This is a genomic window from Microbacterium sp. LBN7, assembly GCF_045690345.1.
Taxonomy (GTDB): domain Bacteria; phylum Actinomycetota; class Actinomycetes; order Actinomycetales; family Microbacteriaceae; genus Microbacterium.
The window spans coordinates 2,171,242-2,184,921 of the sequence record NZ_CP147856.1; the positions used below are offsets into that span (position 1 = coordinate 2,171,242).

Consider the following 13,680-nt stretch of genomic DNA (forward strand, 5'->3'; position numbering starts at 1 on the left):
CCTCCTCGACACAGGTGGTGGATCTGATGCGGGTGATGCGGATGCCGACTATGCGGTGCTCTCGCGGAAGTGCACGACGTTGCAGTCGACGATCTCGGTGCGCGGGTGCGCTCCGAGGATGACTTCCCGCAGGATGCGGGCGGCGGCGCGACCGCGCGCCGCCGGGTCCGACGAGACGCTGGTCAGCGCCGGAGAGAGATGGGCCGACAGGTGGTCGTCGTCGAATCCGGAGATCGCGAGATCCTGCGGGATCGAGAGTCCCTGCGAGCGGGCGTAGGAGAGGCCGGCGATCGCCATCGTGTCGTTCGAGTACAGGATGGCGGTGGGGCGCTCGGGCAGGGCGAGCAGCTCTTCGGTGAGGTCGCGTCCGCTCGCCGCGGTGAAGTCGCCCTCGCGGAGCAGCTCGTCGGTGCCGATCTCGGCGAGGTAGGCGTCGGCGCGTGCGCGCGAGTGCACGTAGTCCAGGGGGCCTGCGACGTGGGCGATGCGCTCGTGCCCGGCGGCGCGGAGGTGGGCGATGATCTCGTGCACGGGGGCGGCGTCGTCGGTGCGGACGCACGAGAAGGTGGTCGGCTGGTCGTAGGCGCCGACGAGGACCGTGGGAAGCCCGAGCTCGTCGAGCAGAGGGACGCGCCAGTCGTCGGTGCGGAGGTCGAGCAGGAGCGCGCCGTCTGCGCGGCCATGGCTGAGGGCGCGGTAGGCACGCTCCTCGGCGTCACGCCCCGGCACGACCTGGAGCAGGAGCGCGGTCTCGGTCTCGGCCAGAACGGATTCGACGCCGGCGATGAAGGCGGGGAAGAAGGAGTCGTTCGCGATGACCTCGGGGTCGCGGGCCAGCACGACGGCGACCGCATTGGCGCGGCGGGTGGCGAGTGCCCTGGCGCTCTGGCTCGGCACCCAGTCGAGCTTCGCGGCTGCGGCGAGGACCTTCGCCCTGGTCTCCTCCGAGATCGGGCGGTTGCCGCTGAGCGCGTGGGAGACCGTCGCTTTGGTCACGCCGGCCTCGCGGGCGACATCGGCGATCGTCGTGCGGCTCATGACACCTCCTCGTGGAATCGCACCGGAGCATGCTGCATCAGCGTTGAACCGGTTTGATTGAGAGTAAACCGGTTTGCGTTGCCTTGTCAACGGTGTCCGTGGCGGAACGTCGCGTCAGGCGGCGGCATCCCACCAATCGAGCACACGGGTTCCGAACAGGGTGAGCCAGCGCGACGGCTCGCCCTCCGGAGCGTCGACCGCGAACCAGGTGCGGCCCGCGAGCGGCGAGCCCTGCAGCCAGGTGCCATCGGGCCGGCGGGCAGCGCGGACCAGTTCGACGGCCTCCGCCAGCCGGGGATCGGGGCGCGCGCCCTCGAGAAGCGCGGCGTCGCGGAAGTGGTCGAGCGCGGTCAGGGCGCTGTACTGATGGCGGTGCGGGTACGTGAAGCGCGACACGAAGCCGTCGACGACCTCTCCGGTGGACTCCCGGTACAGGAGACGGCGGCGGAGCAGATACTCCTCGCCGCCGTGACGGGCGTCGCGCACGGTCGTGTCGCCGGTGAGGCGCTCGTAGGCCAGCAGCCCGACCGCGGCGTTGAGCGTCGAATGGAACGACGACCGTGTCGAGCGTCCCTCCTCGGCCTCGCAGTTCCAGCCGCCGTCGGCGAGGCGGTGCTCCACGAACCACCGTGCCAGCTCGCTCATGTCGACACCGAGCCAGGCACCGCTCGCCAGCGTGTAGGCATTGATGCACACGTCGACCTCGCCGTCCCAGAACGGGCGGTCCTCGTATTCCCAGCGGCAGTTCGCGGCGAGCTTCTCGACCGTCCCGTCGAGAGCAGCGGCATCCGCGCCCCACTCCCGGAGGTCCTTGAGCGACCAGCTCGTCGCCACCCAGGGCTGACCCTCCGTCTCGGCCTCGGGGCTGTCGAAGAAGCCCGCGGGGAAGTGCGCGCCGCCGGCCCACTGCCCATCGGCATCCTGTCGAGCCAGCAGTGCGGCACCGAGGCCTTCGGTCGCCACCCGCGCCCTGGTCGCCTGCCAGACCTCGGGTGGTGCATCGAGGAGGTCGCGCTCGACCTGCCAGCGCAGCACGGGATCGGAGTCGAGCAGCCAGTCGCGCAGTGCGGTCGAGATCGCCATGCGCGCACGCTACTCCTGATCGGAGACGGGCAGAACCCTCGGCTCAGGCGAAGCGGGTCAGCTGGGTGAGCCGCGTGCGGATGTCGAACAGCTCGTTGCCGCCGATCACGCGGGACCCCGGCAGGCCCTTTCGCAGCAGCAGGGGGAGCGCGCCGCGCCGCACCACGACCACCGGCAGGCCGCGGATGCTGCCGAGCGGGGTGACCGCCTGCGACAGGTCGTCATCGGGCAGGGCGACGACGGCCCCGCTGAACCGCACCCGCGCGGTGCGGGCGACGACGTTGATCTGGGCGAGGAGCGTCGTGACCGGCGCCCGGTGGCCCAGGCTCGGGCCGGTGATCTCTCCTCGTCGGAAGCCGACGACGCCGCCGAAGTCGGCCGACATCACCCCGTAGAGGCCGGAGGGGCCGAGCACGATGTGATCGAGCCGGTCCGCGGCATCCGTCGTCTCTGCATCGGCGAATGCCGAGACGGCCACGCCGTGCCAGAGCGTGAAACCCATGCCGAGGCCTGCGACCGCCTGGGCCGTCCCCTCCTCGGCGAGGGCGTCGGCGAGCAGGCGCTTGAGCTCCCGCGGAGCCGCCCGCACCAGGGTGGGCGCATACGGGTCGGCGACCTCCTCCCCAGCCCAGTCCTGCAGCAGGGCCACGTACCTGGCGCGCCGCCACGCACCGGGCTCGCCATACGACTTCGGGCGCGGGCGCGTGTCGGTGCGAGCGGTGGGGGCCCGCCATCCGCCCCACTCCGTCTCGACGCCGATGCCGTGGCTGCGGTCGTACGCCGCCCGGCCCTCGGGGGTGCCGACCAGCTCCCACGCGCGCTGCACCCGGATGAACACGGCCGCATCGCCGCCGGTGTCGGGGTGGGTCTGCCGCTGCCGCAGTCGGTAGGCGCGCCGCAGGTCGTCGTCGCCGGTGGTCGCCGGGACGCCGAGCACCTCGTAGGCCGACGCCGAGAGCGGGCTGTCGAACATCGCGCTCCTTCCGCCGCCGCAGCATCCAGGCTATTGCGTCGGTGACGGGGTTCCGGTCGCAGGTCCGGCCATCCCGGTTCAGCGGTCGACGAAGCTCATCTGCTGCGGGTTGTACCGGTCGCCCGCGACGCCGACCCGGTCGGCCAGCCGGTCGAGGTCGGCGACCTCGTCGGCCGACAGCGCCACGGCCGACGACGCCGCGTTCTCGGCGATCCGCGTCGTGCGACGGGTTCCGGGGATCGGCGCGATCCACGCCGCGCGGGCGAGCAGCCAGGCGAGGGCGATCTGGCCCGGAGCGGCGTCCTTCGCCGTGGCGAGGTCGGCGACCTGTCGCACGAGCGCCTGGTTGGCCGCGCGGTTCTCCTCGCTGAAGCGCGGGATCGTGCCGCGGATGTCGCCGTCCGCGAAGGACGTGTTCTGATCGACCGTCCCGGTGAGGAATCCCTTCCCGAGCGGGCTGAACGGCACGAAGCCGATCCCCAGTTCACCCAGCACCGGAAGGATGTCGGCTTCGGGATCGCGCGTCCAGAGCGAGTACTCGCTCTGCAGAGCGGTGACGGGCTGCACGGCGTGCGCGCGGCGGATGGTGGATGCGGACGCCTCCGACAGCCCGAAATGGCGCACCTTGCCTTCGGCGATCAGCTCGGAGACCGTGCCGGCGACGTCTTCGATGGGCACCTCGGGGTCGACGCGGTGCTGGTAGAAGAGGTCGAGCACGTCGGTGCGCAGCCGCCGGAGCGACTCCTCGGCGACGCGGCGGATCTGCTCGGGCCTGCTGTCGAGGCCGATGCTGCGACCGTCCTCGATGCGCCAGCCGAACTTGGTGGCGATGACGACCTCGTCGCGGAGGGGCTCGAGGGCCTCGCCCACCAGTTCCTCGTTCACATAGGGGCCGTAGACCTCGGCCGTGTCGAAGAACGTCACGCCGTGATCGAGGGCGGAGCGCAGCACGCCGATCATCTCGGCGCGGTCGCCGGGGTTCGGCCCGTAGCTCTGCGACATGCCCATGCAGCCGAGTCCGACCGCGGAGACCTCGAGGCCCTGTCCGAGCGTGCGTGTGTGCATGAGTGGTCCTTTCCCGAGCGTCGCGGCCGCCTGCGCGGCCGTGCCACTGACGTTACGCGCGGCCCCTCCGTCGAGGGAGGGCCTGTCGGTACCCCTCTGCCGGGCGGATCGATCGAACGATGGAGGCGTCAGCGGCGGTCCGGGGCGAGAATGTGAGGATGCCGTCCATCGACCCGCCGCCGCGAGAGCCCGCGCACACGTGGGCGAACCTGATCGGGTCGATCCGCATCGGCCAGGCGGTCATCACGGTCGTGCTGCTCGTGATCGGGGCCGTGCGCGCGTCGGCCGACGGCATCCCGCTTCCCTGGGTCCTCGCGCTGTCGCTGGTGTTCCTCGGCTGGTACGGCGGCGGTCTGCTGCTCGGTGAACGCACCGCGGACCGGCGCCTGGCGACCTGGTGGCTGCTCGGGCTGACGCTGATCTGGCTCGGCACGGTCGCCGTCTCGCCCGAATTCGTGTGGCTCGCCTTCCCGCTCTGGCTGCTCGCCGGCTTCGTGATGCGCCTGCGGTGGGCGCTGCTGCTCAGCGCCGTGGTCCTCGCCGTCGTCATCGCCGCCCCGCTGCTGCACACCGGTGCGACGAGCTATGCGAACGTGATCGGTCCGCTCGTGGGCGGCGTCTTCGCGTTCGGCATCTCGCGCGGCTACCTCGAACTCGTGCGCGACGGGCGCGAGCGGCGACGGCTGATCGCCTCGCTCGTCGCGACGCAGCAGGAGATGGCCGCGCTGCAGGACGAGCTCGCCAGGACGCAGCGCGAGTCGGGTGCCAGCGCGGAGCGCACGAGGGTCTCTCGCGACATCCACGACACCGTCGCCCAGAGCGTCTCGTCGATCGGGATGCTGGCGCGCTCCGCCCTGGAGGCGGATGACGCCGCGCAGAGCACCCGCGCGCTCGGGCAGATCGGCGCGCTCGCCGCAGAGGGTCTGGCCGACGCACGCCGCATCGTGAACGCGCTGATGCCCGCGGAGCTCGAGTCCACAGCACTCGGCGACGCCCTCGGGCGGATGCTCGTGCGTCTCGCCGAGGAGACCGGGATCGCGACGACGCTGCACGTCGACGACGACCTGCCGTCGCTCGGCATCGACGCCGAGGTCGCACTGCTGCGCACGGCGCAGTCCGCTCTCGCGAACGTGCGCTCGCATGCGGACGCCACCCGGGTGGTGGTCACCCTTGCCGATGCGGGCGATGCGATACGACTCGACATCGTCGACGACGGGATCGGGTTCGACGCGACCCGCTGGGACGCCCAGGGCGGGATGGGCGGCGGCTATGGGCTGCGTTCCATGCGCGCGCGCCTGCGGGAGCTCGGCGGAGGACTCGACGTGGAGAGCGCCCCGGGAGACGGCACGGCGCTCTCGGCGCACGTCCCGCTCGGCGGCCCTGTGCCGGCCCGGGGTGCCGGAGGCGACGGATGACCGTGGTGCGGGTGCTGCTCGTCGACGATCACCCCATCGTCCGTGCGGGGGTGCGCTCGCTGTTCGACCATCGCGACGACGTCGAAGTGGTCGGAGAGGCGGCGTCGGGGGAGGAGGCCGTGCGTCTCGCCCGGCACCTGCATCCCGATGTCGTGCTCTGCGACCTGCGCCTCGGCGAGGGGATGGACGGCGTGGCCACCACCGCCGCCCTGCGCGCGCAGCATCCGGCTCCCGCCGTGATCATCCTGACGACGTTCGATCGCGACGCCGAGATCCTCGGCGCGATCGAGGCGGGGGCGGCGGGGTACCTGCTCAAGGACGTCGCGCCCGACGACATCGTGCGCGCGATCCGTCAGGCGGCGTCCGGAGGGCTCGTGCTCGCCCCGGGGCTCAGCGAGCGGGTCGTGCAGGTGATGCGCGCACCGCGCGTGCGACTCACAGAGCGCGAGCGGGAGGTCCTCGCCCTGCTCGACACCGGAGCATCCAACCGCGAGATCGCGAAGACCCTCTTCGTCACCGAGGCGACCGTGAAGACGCACCTCGTGCACGTCTTCGAGAAGCTCGGCGCCGACAGTCGCGCCCGCGCGCTCGCGATCGCCAGGGACACCGGTCTGCTCTGAGGCCTGCGCAGCCCAGAGCCATCCGCATCTCAACCGTTCGATGGATCCCCGGATCGGCCGCTGCGCCGAGGCTGGAAGCGACCCGAAAGGAACACCCATGCGCAGGCTCTTCTCCGCCGCGTTCGCCTACATGCTCGTCGGCGTCGCCTCCGGACTCTTCTATCGAGAGTTCACCAAGATCAACGGCTTCCCCGAGGGGGAGGCGACGCAGCTCGGCCTCGTGCACACGCACCTGCTGGTTCTGGGCTTCGTCGTCCTCCTCATCGTCCTCCTCCTGGAGAAGGTGTTCACCCTCTCCGAGAGTCGGCTCTTCAGCTGGTTCTTCTGGATCTACAACGCCGGCCTCGTGCTGACCTCGGCGATGCTCGTCTGGCACGGCTGCCTCACCGTGCTCGGTCAGGAGTCGTCGAAGATGATCGCCGGCATCGCGGGCACCGGCCACATGCTGCTCACCGCCGGCATGGTGCTGCTGTTCCTGGCGCTCCGCAAGCGGATCCTCGTCGCGAAGGCGGCCGCTCCCGAGGCGGCCGCCATGGCGCAGGCCCAGTCCTGACCGGAAGGACGGATGCCGCGACGCGCGGCTCCGTCCCCCACCGGGGCCCGGCCTCCTTTCCCTGCACTTCCTGGGAGCCGGTCTTCCGCTGCGCCGAATCGATTCGATAAACTGGAGCCTCCCCCGATCACCCCCCAGTTCTGCGAGCCGCTTCTTCATGGCCACTCCTCTCACCACGGGTCGCCCGTGGCGTGTCATCCTCGCCTTCTCGATCCCGCTCCTCATCGGCAATGTCGTGCAGCAGCTGTACCACTTCGCCGACGCCATCGTCGTGGGGCGGCACCTCGGTGTGGACTCCCTCGCCGCGGTGGGAGCCACCGGGCCGCTGCTGTTCCTGCTGCTCGGCTTCGCGTGGGGTCTCACCAGCGGATTCGCCATCCCGATCGCTCAGGCCTTCGGGGCGCGTGACGATGCGGCGGTGCGTCGCTCGGTCGCGACCGGAGTGATGCTCTCCGGCATCACGAGCGTGCTGCTGACCGTCGTCGCTCCGCTCATCGCCGCACCCCTGCTCGCGCTGCTGCAGACGCCGCCCGAGCTGATGGCCGAGGCGACGGTCTTCACGCAGATCAGCTTCCTCGGCGCTGGCGCGACGATGTTCTTCAACTACCTGTCGGCGATCATCCGCGCGATCGGCGACTCCCGCACGCCGCTGGTCTTCCTCACGGTGTCGTGCGCGCTGAACGTCGGGCTCGTCGTGCTCATGGTCGGGCCGCTCGAGTGGGGCGTCGCCGGCGCGGCGCTCGCCACGGTCGTCGCGCAGGCGGTCTCGGTCCTGCTGTGCCTCGAGTTCGTCCGCCGTCGTCTCCCGATGCTGCACCTGCGGCGCGTGGACTGGCGCGTCACCCGCGCCGACGTCGCCGAGCACCTGCGCCTCGGACTCCCGATGGGCTTCCAGGCGTCGATCATCGCGATCGGCACGCTCACGGTGCAGGTCGCGCTGAACACCCTCGGCTCCGACGCTGTCGCCGCCTACACCACCGCTTCGCGCGTCGACAGCCTGGCCGTGGCGCTGCTGTCGTCGCTCGGCCTGGCCGTCTCGATGTACGCCGCGCAGAACCACGGCGGTCGCCGTCCCGACCGCATCCGTCGCGGCGTCGTCGAGGCCACCTGGATGGCGATCGTCTCCGGCATCGTGCTCGGCGGACTGCTGATCGCCTTCGGCGCCCCGATGGTGCGCCTGTTCATCGGCGCCGGGTCCGACGAGGTCGTGGATCTCGCGCATCAGATGCTCATCATCAACGGATGCGGCTACTGGGCCCTCGGCATGCTCTTCGTGCTCCGCGGAGCCCTGCAGGGACTCGGCCACACGCTCGTGCCGACGGTCACCGGTGTGATCGAGCTCGTGATGCGGGTCGGCGCGGCGGTCGTGCTCGGCGCTCTGATCGGCTTCGCCGGTGTCGCGCTGAGCAACCCGCTCGCCTGGGTCGGCGCGATCGTGCTGCTGATCCCCGCGTACGTCCGCGCACACCGCGAGCTGGCCCGGATGCCCGTCGAGCCGGCGGAGGCGACCGAGACCTCGGCCATCGCGATCGTCGGCCCCACCGACGGCTCCATGGTCGTCGACGCGGTCGTGACGCAGCCCATCGCCACCGTCCGCACCTCGCGGCTGCGGAAGCTCACGCTGCGCCGGCGCCGCTCCGAACGCGCCCGTCGCTGACCGAAAAGAACGGAACGCGCAGGAAAAAGATCCTTCTCGAGGATGATGCGCAGTCGCACTTGAGACGGATGGCTTCCCGCTGGCACTCTCTTAGTGTCGAAGGAGCGGATATTCCGCTGACGGGGGGTCGTCATGACGACATTCAGAATGGCCAGCGATCTGGCTGAGGTGATGGTTCCGATCGGGATCGCGGGGGCCGCATTCGCCGGCGTCTGCGCCGTCGTGGCGGCGATCGCGATCATGCGGGGCGCCGGAGGGCTCACGGGAGGTGCCGTGGGTCTGTGGATCGTCGGTGCCCTGATGAGCTTCACGGCATCCTTCGCGAACCAGTGGCTGCCGCTGCTCGCCGCGTGCGCCGCGCTGGTCGCCATGCTCGTGATCGGCGGCGTCGTCCGCGCGATCGTCAGCGCCGCCGACCTCGGTCGGACGATGCGACGCCGTGCGCGCGAGCAGGAGGCGGCGCCTTCCGTCGTGAAGCCGGCGCCGGCGCTGCAGAGCGCCTCGACCGGGGCGATCGCCGTCGTCTCCTGACGCCTCAGCGCGAGAGCAGGCCGCTGCCGTCGCGCAGCTCGAACACGAGCTGGGTCTCGGTGCCGCGGACGACCGGATGGATCGTGATGTGCTCGAGCACGATGTCGCGGAGCGCCGTGGCGTCCTGCACCGCGACGTGCACGAGGAAGTCGTCGACCCCCGCCACGTGGAACACCTGCAGCACGCGGGGGATGCTCGCGAGCGCATCGAACAGGGCGGTGACCTTGGGGCCGGTGTGGTTGGCGAGGCGCACCTTGATGATCGCCTGCAGGGGGTAGCCGAGCGCCGCCTCGTCGACGCGGATGCGCGTGTCGCGGATCACCCCGCGTTCCCGGAGCGCTCGGACCCGATGGGCGCAGGTCGACTCCGCGAGGCCGAGGCGATGCGCGAGGGCCTTGTTCGTGACCTCCGCGTCGTCCAGGAGGGCGGCGAGCAGCGCGAGGTCGACCTCGTCGAGCGGTGAGCCTTGTGTTCTCGCCAAAGTCGCCTCGTCTCCACGGTCGTCTGTTGCTCAGAATAGCGAATTGCTCATGTTCTATGGCGGATGCTGTCGATCTTCACCGAGATATCCGGATTTCCTGCAACCTGGAAGCATGACTGCACCGTTGCATCCCGACACCGTCGCCGTCCACAGCGGTCGCTCCGATCTCGAGGGTCTCGGGGTCCATGCCCTGCCGATCGACCTGTCGACGACGAACCCGCTTCCCGACATCGAGCGCGGGGGCGACTCGTACGAGGCGATGGCGACCGGTGGGCGCCCGCCCGAGGGTGGCAGCATGGTCTACGCCCGTCTCTGGAACCCGACGGTCGCGCGCTTCGAAGGCGCGCTCGCCGAGCTGGAGCACGCCGAGGCATCCGTCGCGTTCGGGTCGGGCATGGCGGCGATGACGGCCGTGATCCTCGCTCACACGAACGCCGTCGGCAAGGGGCACGTCGTCGCGGTGCGCCCGCTCTACGGCGGCACCGATCACCTTCTCGGCTCCGGACTCCTGGGTGCCGAGACGACCTACTGCCACCCGCACGAGGTGGCCGACAGCATCCGCCCCGACACCGGACTGGTCGTCCTCGAGACGCCGGCCAACCCGACGCTCGACATCGCCGACATCGCTGACGTCGTCCGCCAGGCGGGGGAGGTGCCGGTCGTCGTCGACAACACCTTCGCGACGCCCGTCCTGCAGAACCCGATCGACCTGGGCGCCGCGATGTCGCTGCACAGCGCGACCAAGTACCTCGGCGGTCACGGAGACGTCATCGCCGGCGTCGTGGCCTGCAGCGAGGAGACCGCCGAGGCGCTGCGCCGGGTGCGTGCGGTGACCGGAGGCCTGCTGCATCCTCTCGGCGCGTATCTGCTGCACCGCGGGTTGGCGACTCTGCCGGTGCGGATGCGGCGACAGCAGGAGACCGCGCGCCGCGTCGTGCAGTGGCTGATCGACCGTCCGGAGGTCGACGAGGTGTTCTACCCGGGGCTCGACGGCGATCCGCACGGCATCCTGGACCGGCAGATGCGCGGCACCGGCGCGATGATCGCGGTGCGGATGCGAGGAGGCTTCACCGCCGCGTCGACGATCACGACGGCGACGGCGCTCTTCACGCACGCGGTGTCGCTGGGCGGGGTGGACTCGCTGATCCAGCATCCGGCGGCGCTCACGCACCGTCCGGTGCCGCCCGAGGCCCGACCGGCCGCCGACGTGCTGCGGCTGTCGATCGGCCTGGAAGAAGCCGACGACCTGATCGCCGACCTCGCGCAGGCTTTCGCGGCGGACGCCGCCACGACCGCCGAACCACCCCCTTCTGTGCGGGCCGCCCCCGTGAACGACGCCCATACGGGGGCCGTTCGCGCATAGGAGGGTGGCTCGGCGTCAGCTCGGCAGTCGGATCGTCCCGGTCGCGAGTCGCTCGGTCGGCATGCGGTCGCGGTCGTAGGTGATGTCGGTGTAGCCGTGCGGAGTGGGCGCGCCGTCTTCATCGAGGCTCACGAACACGATCTTCTCGATCGTGAGGAGCCGCTTGCGCGTGATCATGTTGCGCGCCATCGCCTTCATGGTGAGCGAGGTGCGACCGAAGTGCGTCGCCGTGAGACCGATCTCGACCAGGTCGCCCTGCACAGCCGACGCCTCGAAGTTGATCTCGGAGATGTGCTTCGTGACGGCGCGGTAGTTGCCGAGCTGCACGATCGCGTAGATCGCCGCCTCCTCGTCGATCCACTTCAGCAGGCTCCCTCCGAACAGGGAGCCGTTCGCGTTGAGGTCCTCGGGGCGCACCCACTTGCGGGTGCGGAAGTTGATCCCGTCTTCCGACCACTGCCATGCCGGTGCCGTCTGCTTCGCCATGATCCCGAGCGTAGGAGCGCCGTGAGTCGGGGGTGTTACGGCCGGTTTTCGTTCTCCTGCCGGTCGGCGGCGGCGCGCGTCTGCTCAGGGCGGATCCGCCGGGGGCGGATACCGGCCCGCCGGTGCGGGGAGCGGCGGATGCTGGGGGCATGAGCGAAGACAACCCCATCCCGCAGTTCGGGCCCGAAGCCCGACGCGCCCTGTTCCACGAGCGCGTGCTCGTGCTCGACGGCGCCCTCGACGATGACAACGGCACGCTGCTGATGACGCAGCTGCTCGCGCTGTCGGCGGAGGACGCGACGACCGACATCGCCCTCTGGATCCACTCGCCGGGCGGCTCGGTGCCGTCGATGCTGGCGATCCGCGACCTGATGCAGCTGGTGCCCAACGACGTGTCCACCCTCGCGCTCGGCCTGGCGTGCAGCGCCGGGCAGTTCCTCCTCTCCGCCGGCACGAAGGGCAAGCGCCGCGCGCTGCCGCACGCCCGCATCCTCATGCACCAGGGCTCGGCGGGCATCGGCGGGTCGGCCGGCGAGCTCGAGACGCAGGCCGACGATCTGCGGCACATGCGCGACACCGTGCTCGGCCTCATCGCCGACGACACGGGCCAGCCGGTCACGCGGATCTTCGAGGACTCCCTGCACGACCGCTGGTACACGGCCGCCGAGGCGCTGGACTACGGATTCATCGACGAGATCGTCGGTTCGCTCGCGGACATCATGCCGCGTCGACGCGCGCGCGTCGGTCTGGGGACGAGCGCATGAGCACCTACTCGATCCCGAACGTCATCGCGCAGCATCCGCGCGGGGAACGCATCATGGACGTCTACTCGCACCTGCTGGCGGAGCGCGTCATCTACCTCGGCACCGGCATCGACGCCGGTGTCGCGAACGCGCTGATCGCGCAGCTGCTGCATCTCGACGCCGACAGCCCCGAGAGCGGCATCCAGTTCTACATCAACAGCGAGGGCGGCGACCCCGGCGCCGCTCTGGCGATCTACGACACCATGCAGCACATCCGTCCGCGCATCGCCACGACCTGCGTGGGGCAGGCGATCGGACCGGCCGCGCTGCTGGTCGCCGCGGGTGCCGCAGGAGAGCGGGCGGCCCTGGCACACGCGCGCATCGTGCTGCATCAGCCCGCAGGGCAGTCGCGCGGTGCGATCCCCGACCTCATCCTCGCGGCCGACGAGGTGGTGCGCGTCCGCTCCGACATGGAGGCCATCCTCGCCAGGCACAGCGGCCGCACGGTCGAGGAGCTCCGTGCCGACACCGACCGCGACCGGGTGTTCACGGCATCCGCCGCGCTCGACTACGGACTCATCGACACGGTGCTCGGCGAGCGAGGCTGACGGCCCTTCGACAGGCTCAGGCCGCCAGCGCGAACACCGCGCGCCCGGCCGAGACCACGGCGGTTGCCGGCGCGACGGTCGACCGGAGGTCGTCGGCGACCGCGCTGGTGAGCTCGATGAGCGAGGTCTCGAGTGCTCCGCTGATCGCCGCGATCATCTCGCTGGACGGCTCCTTCAATCCGCGCTCGACCTCGGAGAGGTACTGCGGCGAGACACCGGCCTTCTCTGCTGTCTCGGTGAGCGTCTCCTCGCGTTCGTGCCGGCGCCGCCGCAGCTGATCGCCGAGGAGCTGGCGCCAGAGGGGCTCCGGGTCGCTCGGCCGCGGGCGGCGGGAAGGACGAGGGGCGCGGGGGAACGGGACGATGTCGGCCATGCCTCACGATAGGCCGAGACATCCGCGCTGTTCGAGCGGTTCTGCTCAGAGCAGAACGAAGAGCCGAAACCGATATTCCAGCATCTTCCACAGCAGGCCGATTTCGCGTGAACAGCCGGCTGATAGCTTTCTGCGCGCCGGGACGACGACGATTCACCGTCGCCCCGGCGGCCCTGTGGGGGACATGGGGGTAGGGCGGGGAGTGAGGCGGCCGGAGCCGCTCTCACTCCCCACGCCCGCAGTGACCATCGGAGAGAGCGGACAGAGCAATGATCAACGGATTCAAGGAATTCATCCTTCGCGGCAACGTCATCGAGCTGGCGGTCGCCGTCGTCATCGGCGCCGCGTTCACGGCCATCGTCAACGTCCTCGTCGAGGCGCTCATCAATCCGCTGATCGGCCTGTTCTTCCAGGCGGGAAGCCTGGATGAGGCGATGCAGGTGGAGGTGCCGACGCTCGGCGGAGGCACCTCGGTCTTCGCCTTCGGCCTGATCATCGGCGCGGTCATCAACTTCCTCGCGGTCGCCGCCGTCGTCTACTTCGTCTTCGTCCTTCCGATGAACAAGGCGAAGGAGCGCGCCGACCGCCTGCGTCCCGCCGTCGTCGAGCCCGAGCCGCTGCCCACCGAGGCCGAGCTCCTCATCGAGATCCGCGACCTCCTGCAGTCGCGCCGAAGCGTCTGACGACGCCA

General features: G+C 70.6%; 16 protein-coding genes. 9 read left to right on the top strand and 7 right to left on the bottom strand.

Annotated elements, in window-relative coordinates:
- Nucleotides 1-48: 48 nt before the first annotated feature.
- The 4 genes from LBN7_RS10420 to LBN7_RS10435 all read right to left on the bottom strand — a co-directional run bounded on the left by LBN7_RS10420 (nucleotide 49) and on the right by LBN7_RS10435 (nucleotide 4,159).
- Nucleotides 49-1,038 (bottom strand): LacI family DNA-binding transcriptional regulator, encoded by a 990-nt coding sequence (locus LBN7_RS10420; protein ID WP_407359582.1) that lies wholly within the window; start codon nucleotides 1,036-1,038, stop codon nucleotides 49-51.
- A 114-nt stretch (nucleotides 1,039-1,152) separates the two neighbouring features.
- Nucleotides 1,153-2,121 (bottom strand): squalene cyclase, encoded by a 969-nt coding sequence (locus tag LBN7_RS10425; RefSeq protein WP_407359583.1) that lies wholly within the window; start codon nucleotides 2,119-2,121, stop codon nucleotides 1,153-1,155.
- Nucleotides 2,122-2,164: 43 nt separating this feature from the next.
- On the bottom strand, nucleotides 2,165-3,094 hold the full coding sequence (locus tag LBN7_RS10430; protein ID WP_407359584.1) for a J domain-containing protein: 930 nt from the start codon (nucleotides 3,092-3,094) through the stop codon (nucleotides 2,165-2,167).
- Between the two features lie 78 nt (nucleotides 3,095-3,172).
- Nucleotides 3,173-4,159: an aldo/keto reductase gene (locus LBN7_RS10435; protein WP_407359585.1), complete on the bottom strand. Its 987-nt coding sequence runs from the start codon at nucleotides 4,157-4,159 to the stop codon at nucleotides 3,173-3,175.
- Nucleotides 4,160-4,317: 158 nt separating this feature from the next.
- Between LBN7_RS10435 and LBN7_RS10440 the strand changes: the two genes are divergently transcribed.
- The 5 genes from LBN7_RS10440 to LBN7_RS10460 all read left to right on the top strand — a co-directional run bounded on the left by LBN7_RS10440 (nucleotide 4,318) and on the right by LBN7_RS10460 (nucleotide 8,935).
- Entirely contained in the window at nucleotides 4,318-5,574 is a 1,257-nt protein-coding gene (locus tag LBN7_RS10440) for a sensor histidine kinase (protein WP_407359586.1), read from the top strand.
- Complete coding sequence (locus tag LBN7_RS10445; RefSeq protein WP_407359587.1) at nucleotides 5,571-6,194, top strand: response regulator; 624 nt, start codon at nucleotides 5,571-5,573, stop codon at nucleotides 6,192-6,194. The genes LBN7_RS10440 and LBN7_RS10445 overlap by 4 nt, the downstream gene beginning before the upstream one ends.
- A 97-nt stretch (nucleotides 6,195-6,291) precedes the next feature.
- Entirely contained in the window at nucleotides 6,292-6,747 is a 456-nt protein-coding gene (locus LBN7_RS10450) for a DUF2871 domain-containing protein (protein WP_407359588.1), read from the top strand.
- A 157-nt stretch (nucleotides 6,748-6,904) separates the two neighbouring features.
- Nucleotides 6,905-8,404, top strand: coding sequence for an MATE family efflux transporter (locus LBN7_RS10455; RefSeq protein ID WP_116633475.1), 1,500 nt, complete (start codon nucleotides 6,905-6,907; stop codon nucleotides 8,402-8,404).
- A 132-nt stretch (nucleotides 8,405-8,536) separates the two neighbouring features.
- Nucleotides 8,537-8,935: a hypothetical protein gene (locus LBN7_RS10460; protein ID WP_407359589.1), complete on the top strand. Its 399-nt coding sequence runs from the start codon at nucleotides 8,537-8,539 to the stop codon at nucleotides 8,933-8,935.
- Between the two features lie 4 nt (nucleotides 8,936-8,939).
- Here the strand turns inward: LBN7_RS10460 and LBN7_RS10465 are convergent, their stop codons facing one another.
- On the bottom strand, nucleotides 8,940-9,416 hold the full coding sequence (locus LBN7_RS10465) for an Lrp/AsnC family transcriptional regulator (protein ID WP_116633477.1): 477 nt from the start codon (nucleotides 9,414-9,416) through the stop codon (nucleotides 8,940-8,942).
- A 112-nt stretch (nucleotides 9,417-9,528) separates the two neighbouring features.
- On the opposite strand from LBN7_RS10465, the gene LBN7_RS10470 reads away from it, so the two are divergent.
- Nucleotides 9,529-10,779, top strand: a complete 1,251-nt coding sequence (locus tag LBN7_RS10470; RefSeq protein WP_407359590.1) for a trans-sulfuration enzyme family protein — start codon at nucleotides 9,529-9,531, stop codon at nucleotides 10,777-10,779.
- 15 nt (nucleotides 10,780-10,794) lie between these two features.
- Here LBN7_RS10470 and LBN7_RS10475 read toward each other — a convergent pair whose 3' ends face one another.
- Nucleotides 10,795-11,265 (bottom strand): acyl-CoA thioesterase, encoded by a 471-nt coding sequence (locus tag LBN7_RS10475; protein WP_116633479.1) that lies wholly within the window; start codon nucleotides 11,263-11,265, stop codon nucleotides 10,795-10,797.
- A gap of 149 nt (nucleotides 11,266-11,414) precedes the next feature.
- On the opposite strand from LBN7_RS10475, the gene LBN7_RS10480 reads away from it, so the two are divergent.
- Both LBN7_RS10480 and LBN7_RS10485 read left to right on the top strand, forming a co-directional pair.
- The gene (locus tag LBN7_RS10480) at nucleotides 11,415-12,029 is read left to right on the top strand and encodes an ATP-dependent Clp protease proteolytic subunit (RefSeq protein ID WP_341947099.1); all 615 of its coding nucleotides are present in this window, start codon (nucleotides 11,415-11,417) and stop codon (nucleotides 12,027-12,029) included.
- Nucleotides 12,026-12,616: a ClpP family protease gene (locus LBN7_RS10485; RefSeq protein WP_116633481.1), complete on the top strand. Its 591-nt coding sequence runs from the start codon at nucleotides 12,026-12,028 to the stop codon at nucleotides 12,614-12,616. Before LBN7_RS10480 ends, LBN7_RS10485 begins: the two co-directional genes overlap by 4 nt.
- Nucleotides 12,617-12,632: 16 nt before the next feature.
- Here the strand turns inward: LBN7_RS10485 and LBN7_RS10490 are convergent, their stop codons facing one another.
- Nucleotides 12,633-12,989: a helix-turn-helix domain-containing protein gene (locus LBN7_RS10490; RefSeq protein WP_407359591.1), complete on the bottom strand. Its 357-nt coding sequence runs from the start codon at nucleotides 12,987-12,989 to the stop codon at nucleotides 12,633-12,635.
- 269 nt (nucleotides 12,990-13,258) lie between these two features.
- Here LBN7_RS10490 and mscL point away from each other — a divergent pair, with 269 nt between their 5' ends.
- Nucleotides 13,259-13,672: a large conductance mechanosensitive channel protein MscL gene (gene mscL, locus LBN7_RS10495; RefSeq protein WP_116633483.1), complete on the top strand. Its 414-nt coding sequence runs from the start codon at nucleotides 13,259-13,261 to the stop codon at nucleotides 13,670-13,672.
- The last annotated feature ends 8 nt before the right edge of the window (nucleotides 13,673-13,680 follow it).

What these genes read in the sequence shown, in the direction of transcription:
- LBN7_RS10460 (WP_407359589.1), top strand. Translation starts at nt 8,537, where the DNA reads ATGACGACATTCAGAATGGCCAGCGATCTGGCTGAGGTGATGGTTCCG.
- LBN7_RS10425 (WP_407359583.1), bottom strand. Translation starts at nt 2,121, where the DNA reads ATGGCGATCTCGACCGCACTGCGCGACTGGCTGCTCGACTCCGATCCC.
- mscL (WP_116633483.1), top strand. Translation starts at nt 13,259, where the DNA reads ATGATCAACGGATTCAAGGAATTCATCCTTCGCGGCAACGTCATCGAG.
- LBN7_RS10450 (WP_407359588.1), top strand. Translation starts at nt 6,292, where the DNA reads ATGCGCAGGCTCTTCTCCGCCGCGTTCGCCTACATGCTCGTCGGCGTC.
- LBN7_RS10490 (WP_407359591.1), bottom strand. Translation starts at nt 12,989, where the DNA reads ATGGCCGACATCGTCCCGTTCCCCCGCGCCCCTCGTCCTTCCCGCCGC.
- LBN7_RS10435 (WP_407359585.1), bottom strand. Translation starts at nt 4,159, where the DNA reads ATGCACACACGCACGCTCGGACAGGGCCTCGAGGTCTCCGCGGTCGGA.
- LBN7_RS10475 (WP_116633479.1), bottom strand. Translation starts at nt 11,265, where the DNA reads ATGGCGAAGCAGACGGCACCGGCATGGCAGTGGTCGGAAGACGGGATC.
- LBN7_RS10455 (WP_116633475.1), top strand. Translation starts at nt 6,905, where the DNA reads ATGGCCACTCCTCTCACCACGGGTCGCCCGTGGCGTGTCATCCTCGCC.
- LBN7_RS10430 (WP_407359584.1), bottom strand. Translation starts at nt 3,094, where the DNA reads ATGTTCGACAGCCCGCTCTCGGCGTCGGCCTACGAGGTGCTCGGCGTC.
- LBN7_RS10480 (WP_341947099.1), top strand. Translation starts at nt 11,415, where the DNA reads ATGAGCGAAGACAACCCCATCCCGCAGTTCGGGCCCGAAGCCCGACGC.
- LBN7_RS10470 (WP_407359590.1), top strand. Translation starts at nt 9,529, where the DNA reads ATGACTGCACCGTTGCATCCCGACACCGTCGCCGTCCACAGCGGTCGC.
- LBN7_RS10485 (WP_116633481.1), top strand. Translation starts at nt 12,026, where the DNA reads ATGAGCACCTACTCGATCCCGAACGTCATCGCGCAGCATCCGCGCGGG.
- LBN7_RS10420 (WP_407359582.1), bottom strand. Translation starts at nt 1,038, where the DNA reads ATGAGCCGCACGACGATCGCCGATGTCGCCCGCGAGGCCGGCGTGACC.
- LBN7_RS10440 (WP_407359586.1), top strand. Translation starts at nt 4,318, where the DNA reads ATGCCGTCCATCGACCCGCCGCCGCGAGAGCCCGCGCACACGTGGGCG.
- LBN7_RS10445 (WP_407359587.1), top strand. Translation starts at nt 5,571, where the DNA reads ATGACCGTGGTGCGGGTGCTGCTCGTCGACGATCACCCCATCGTCCGT.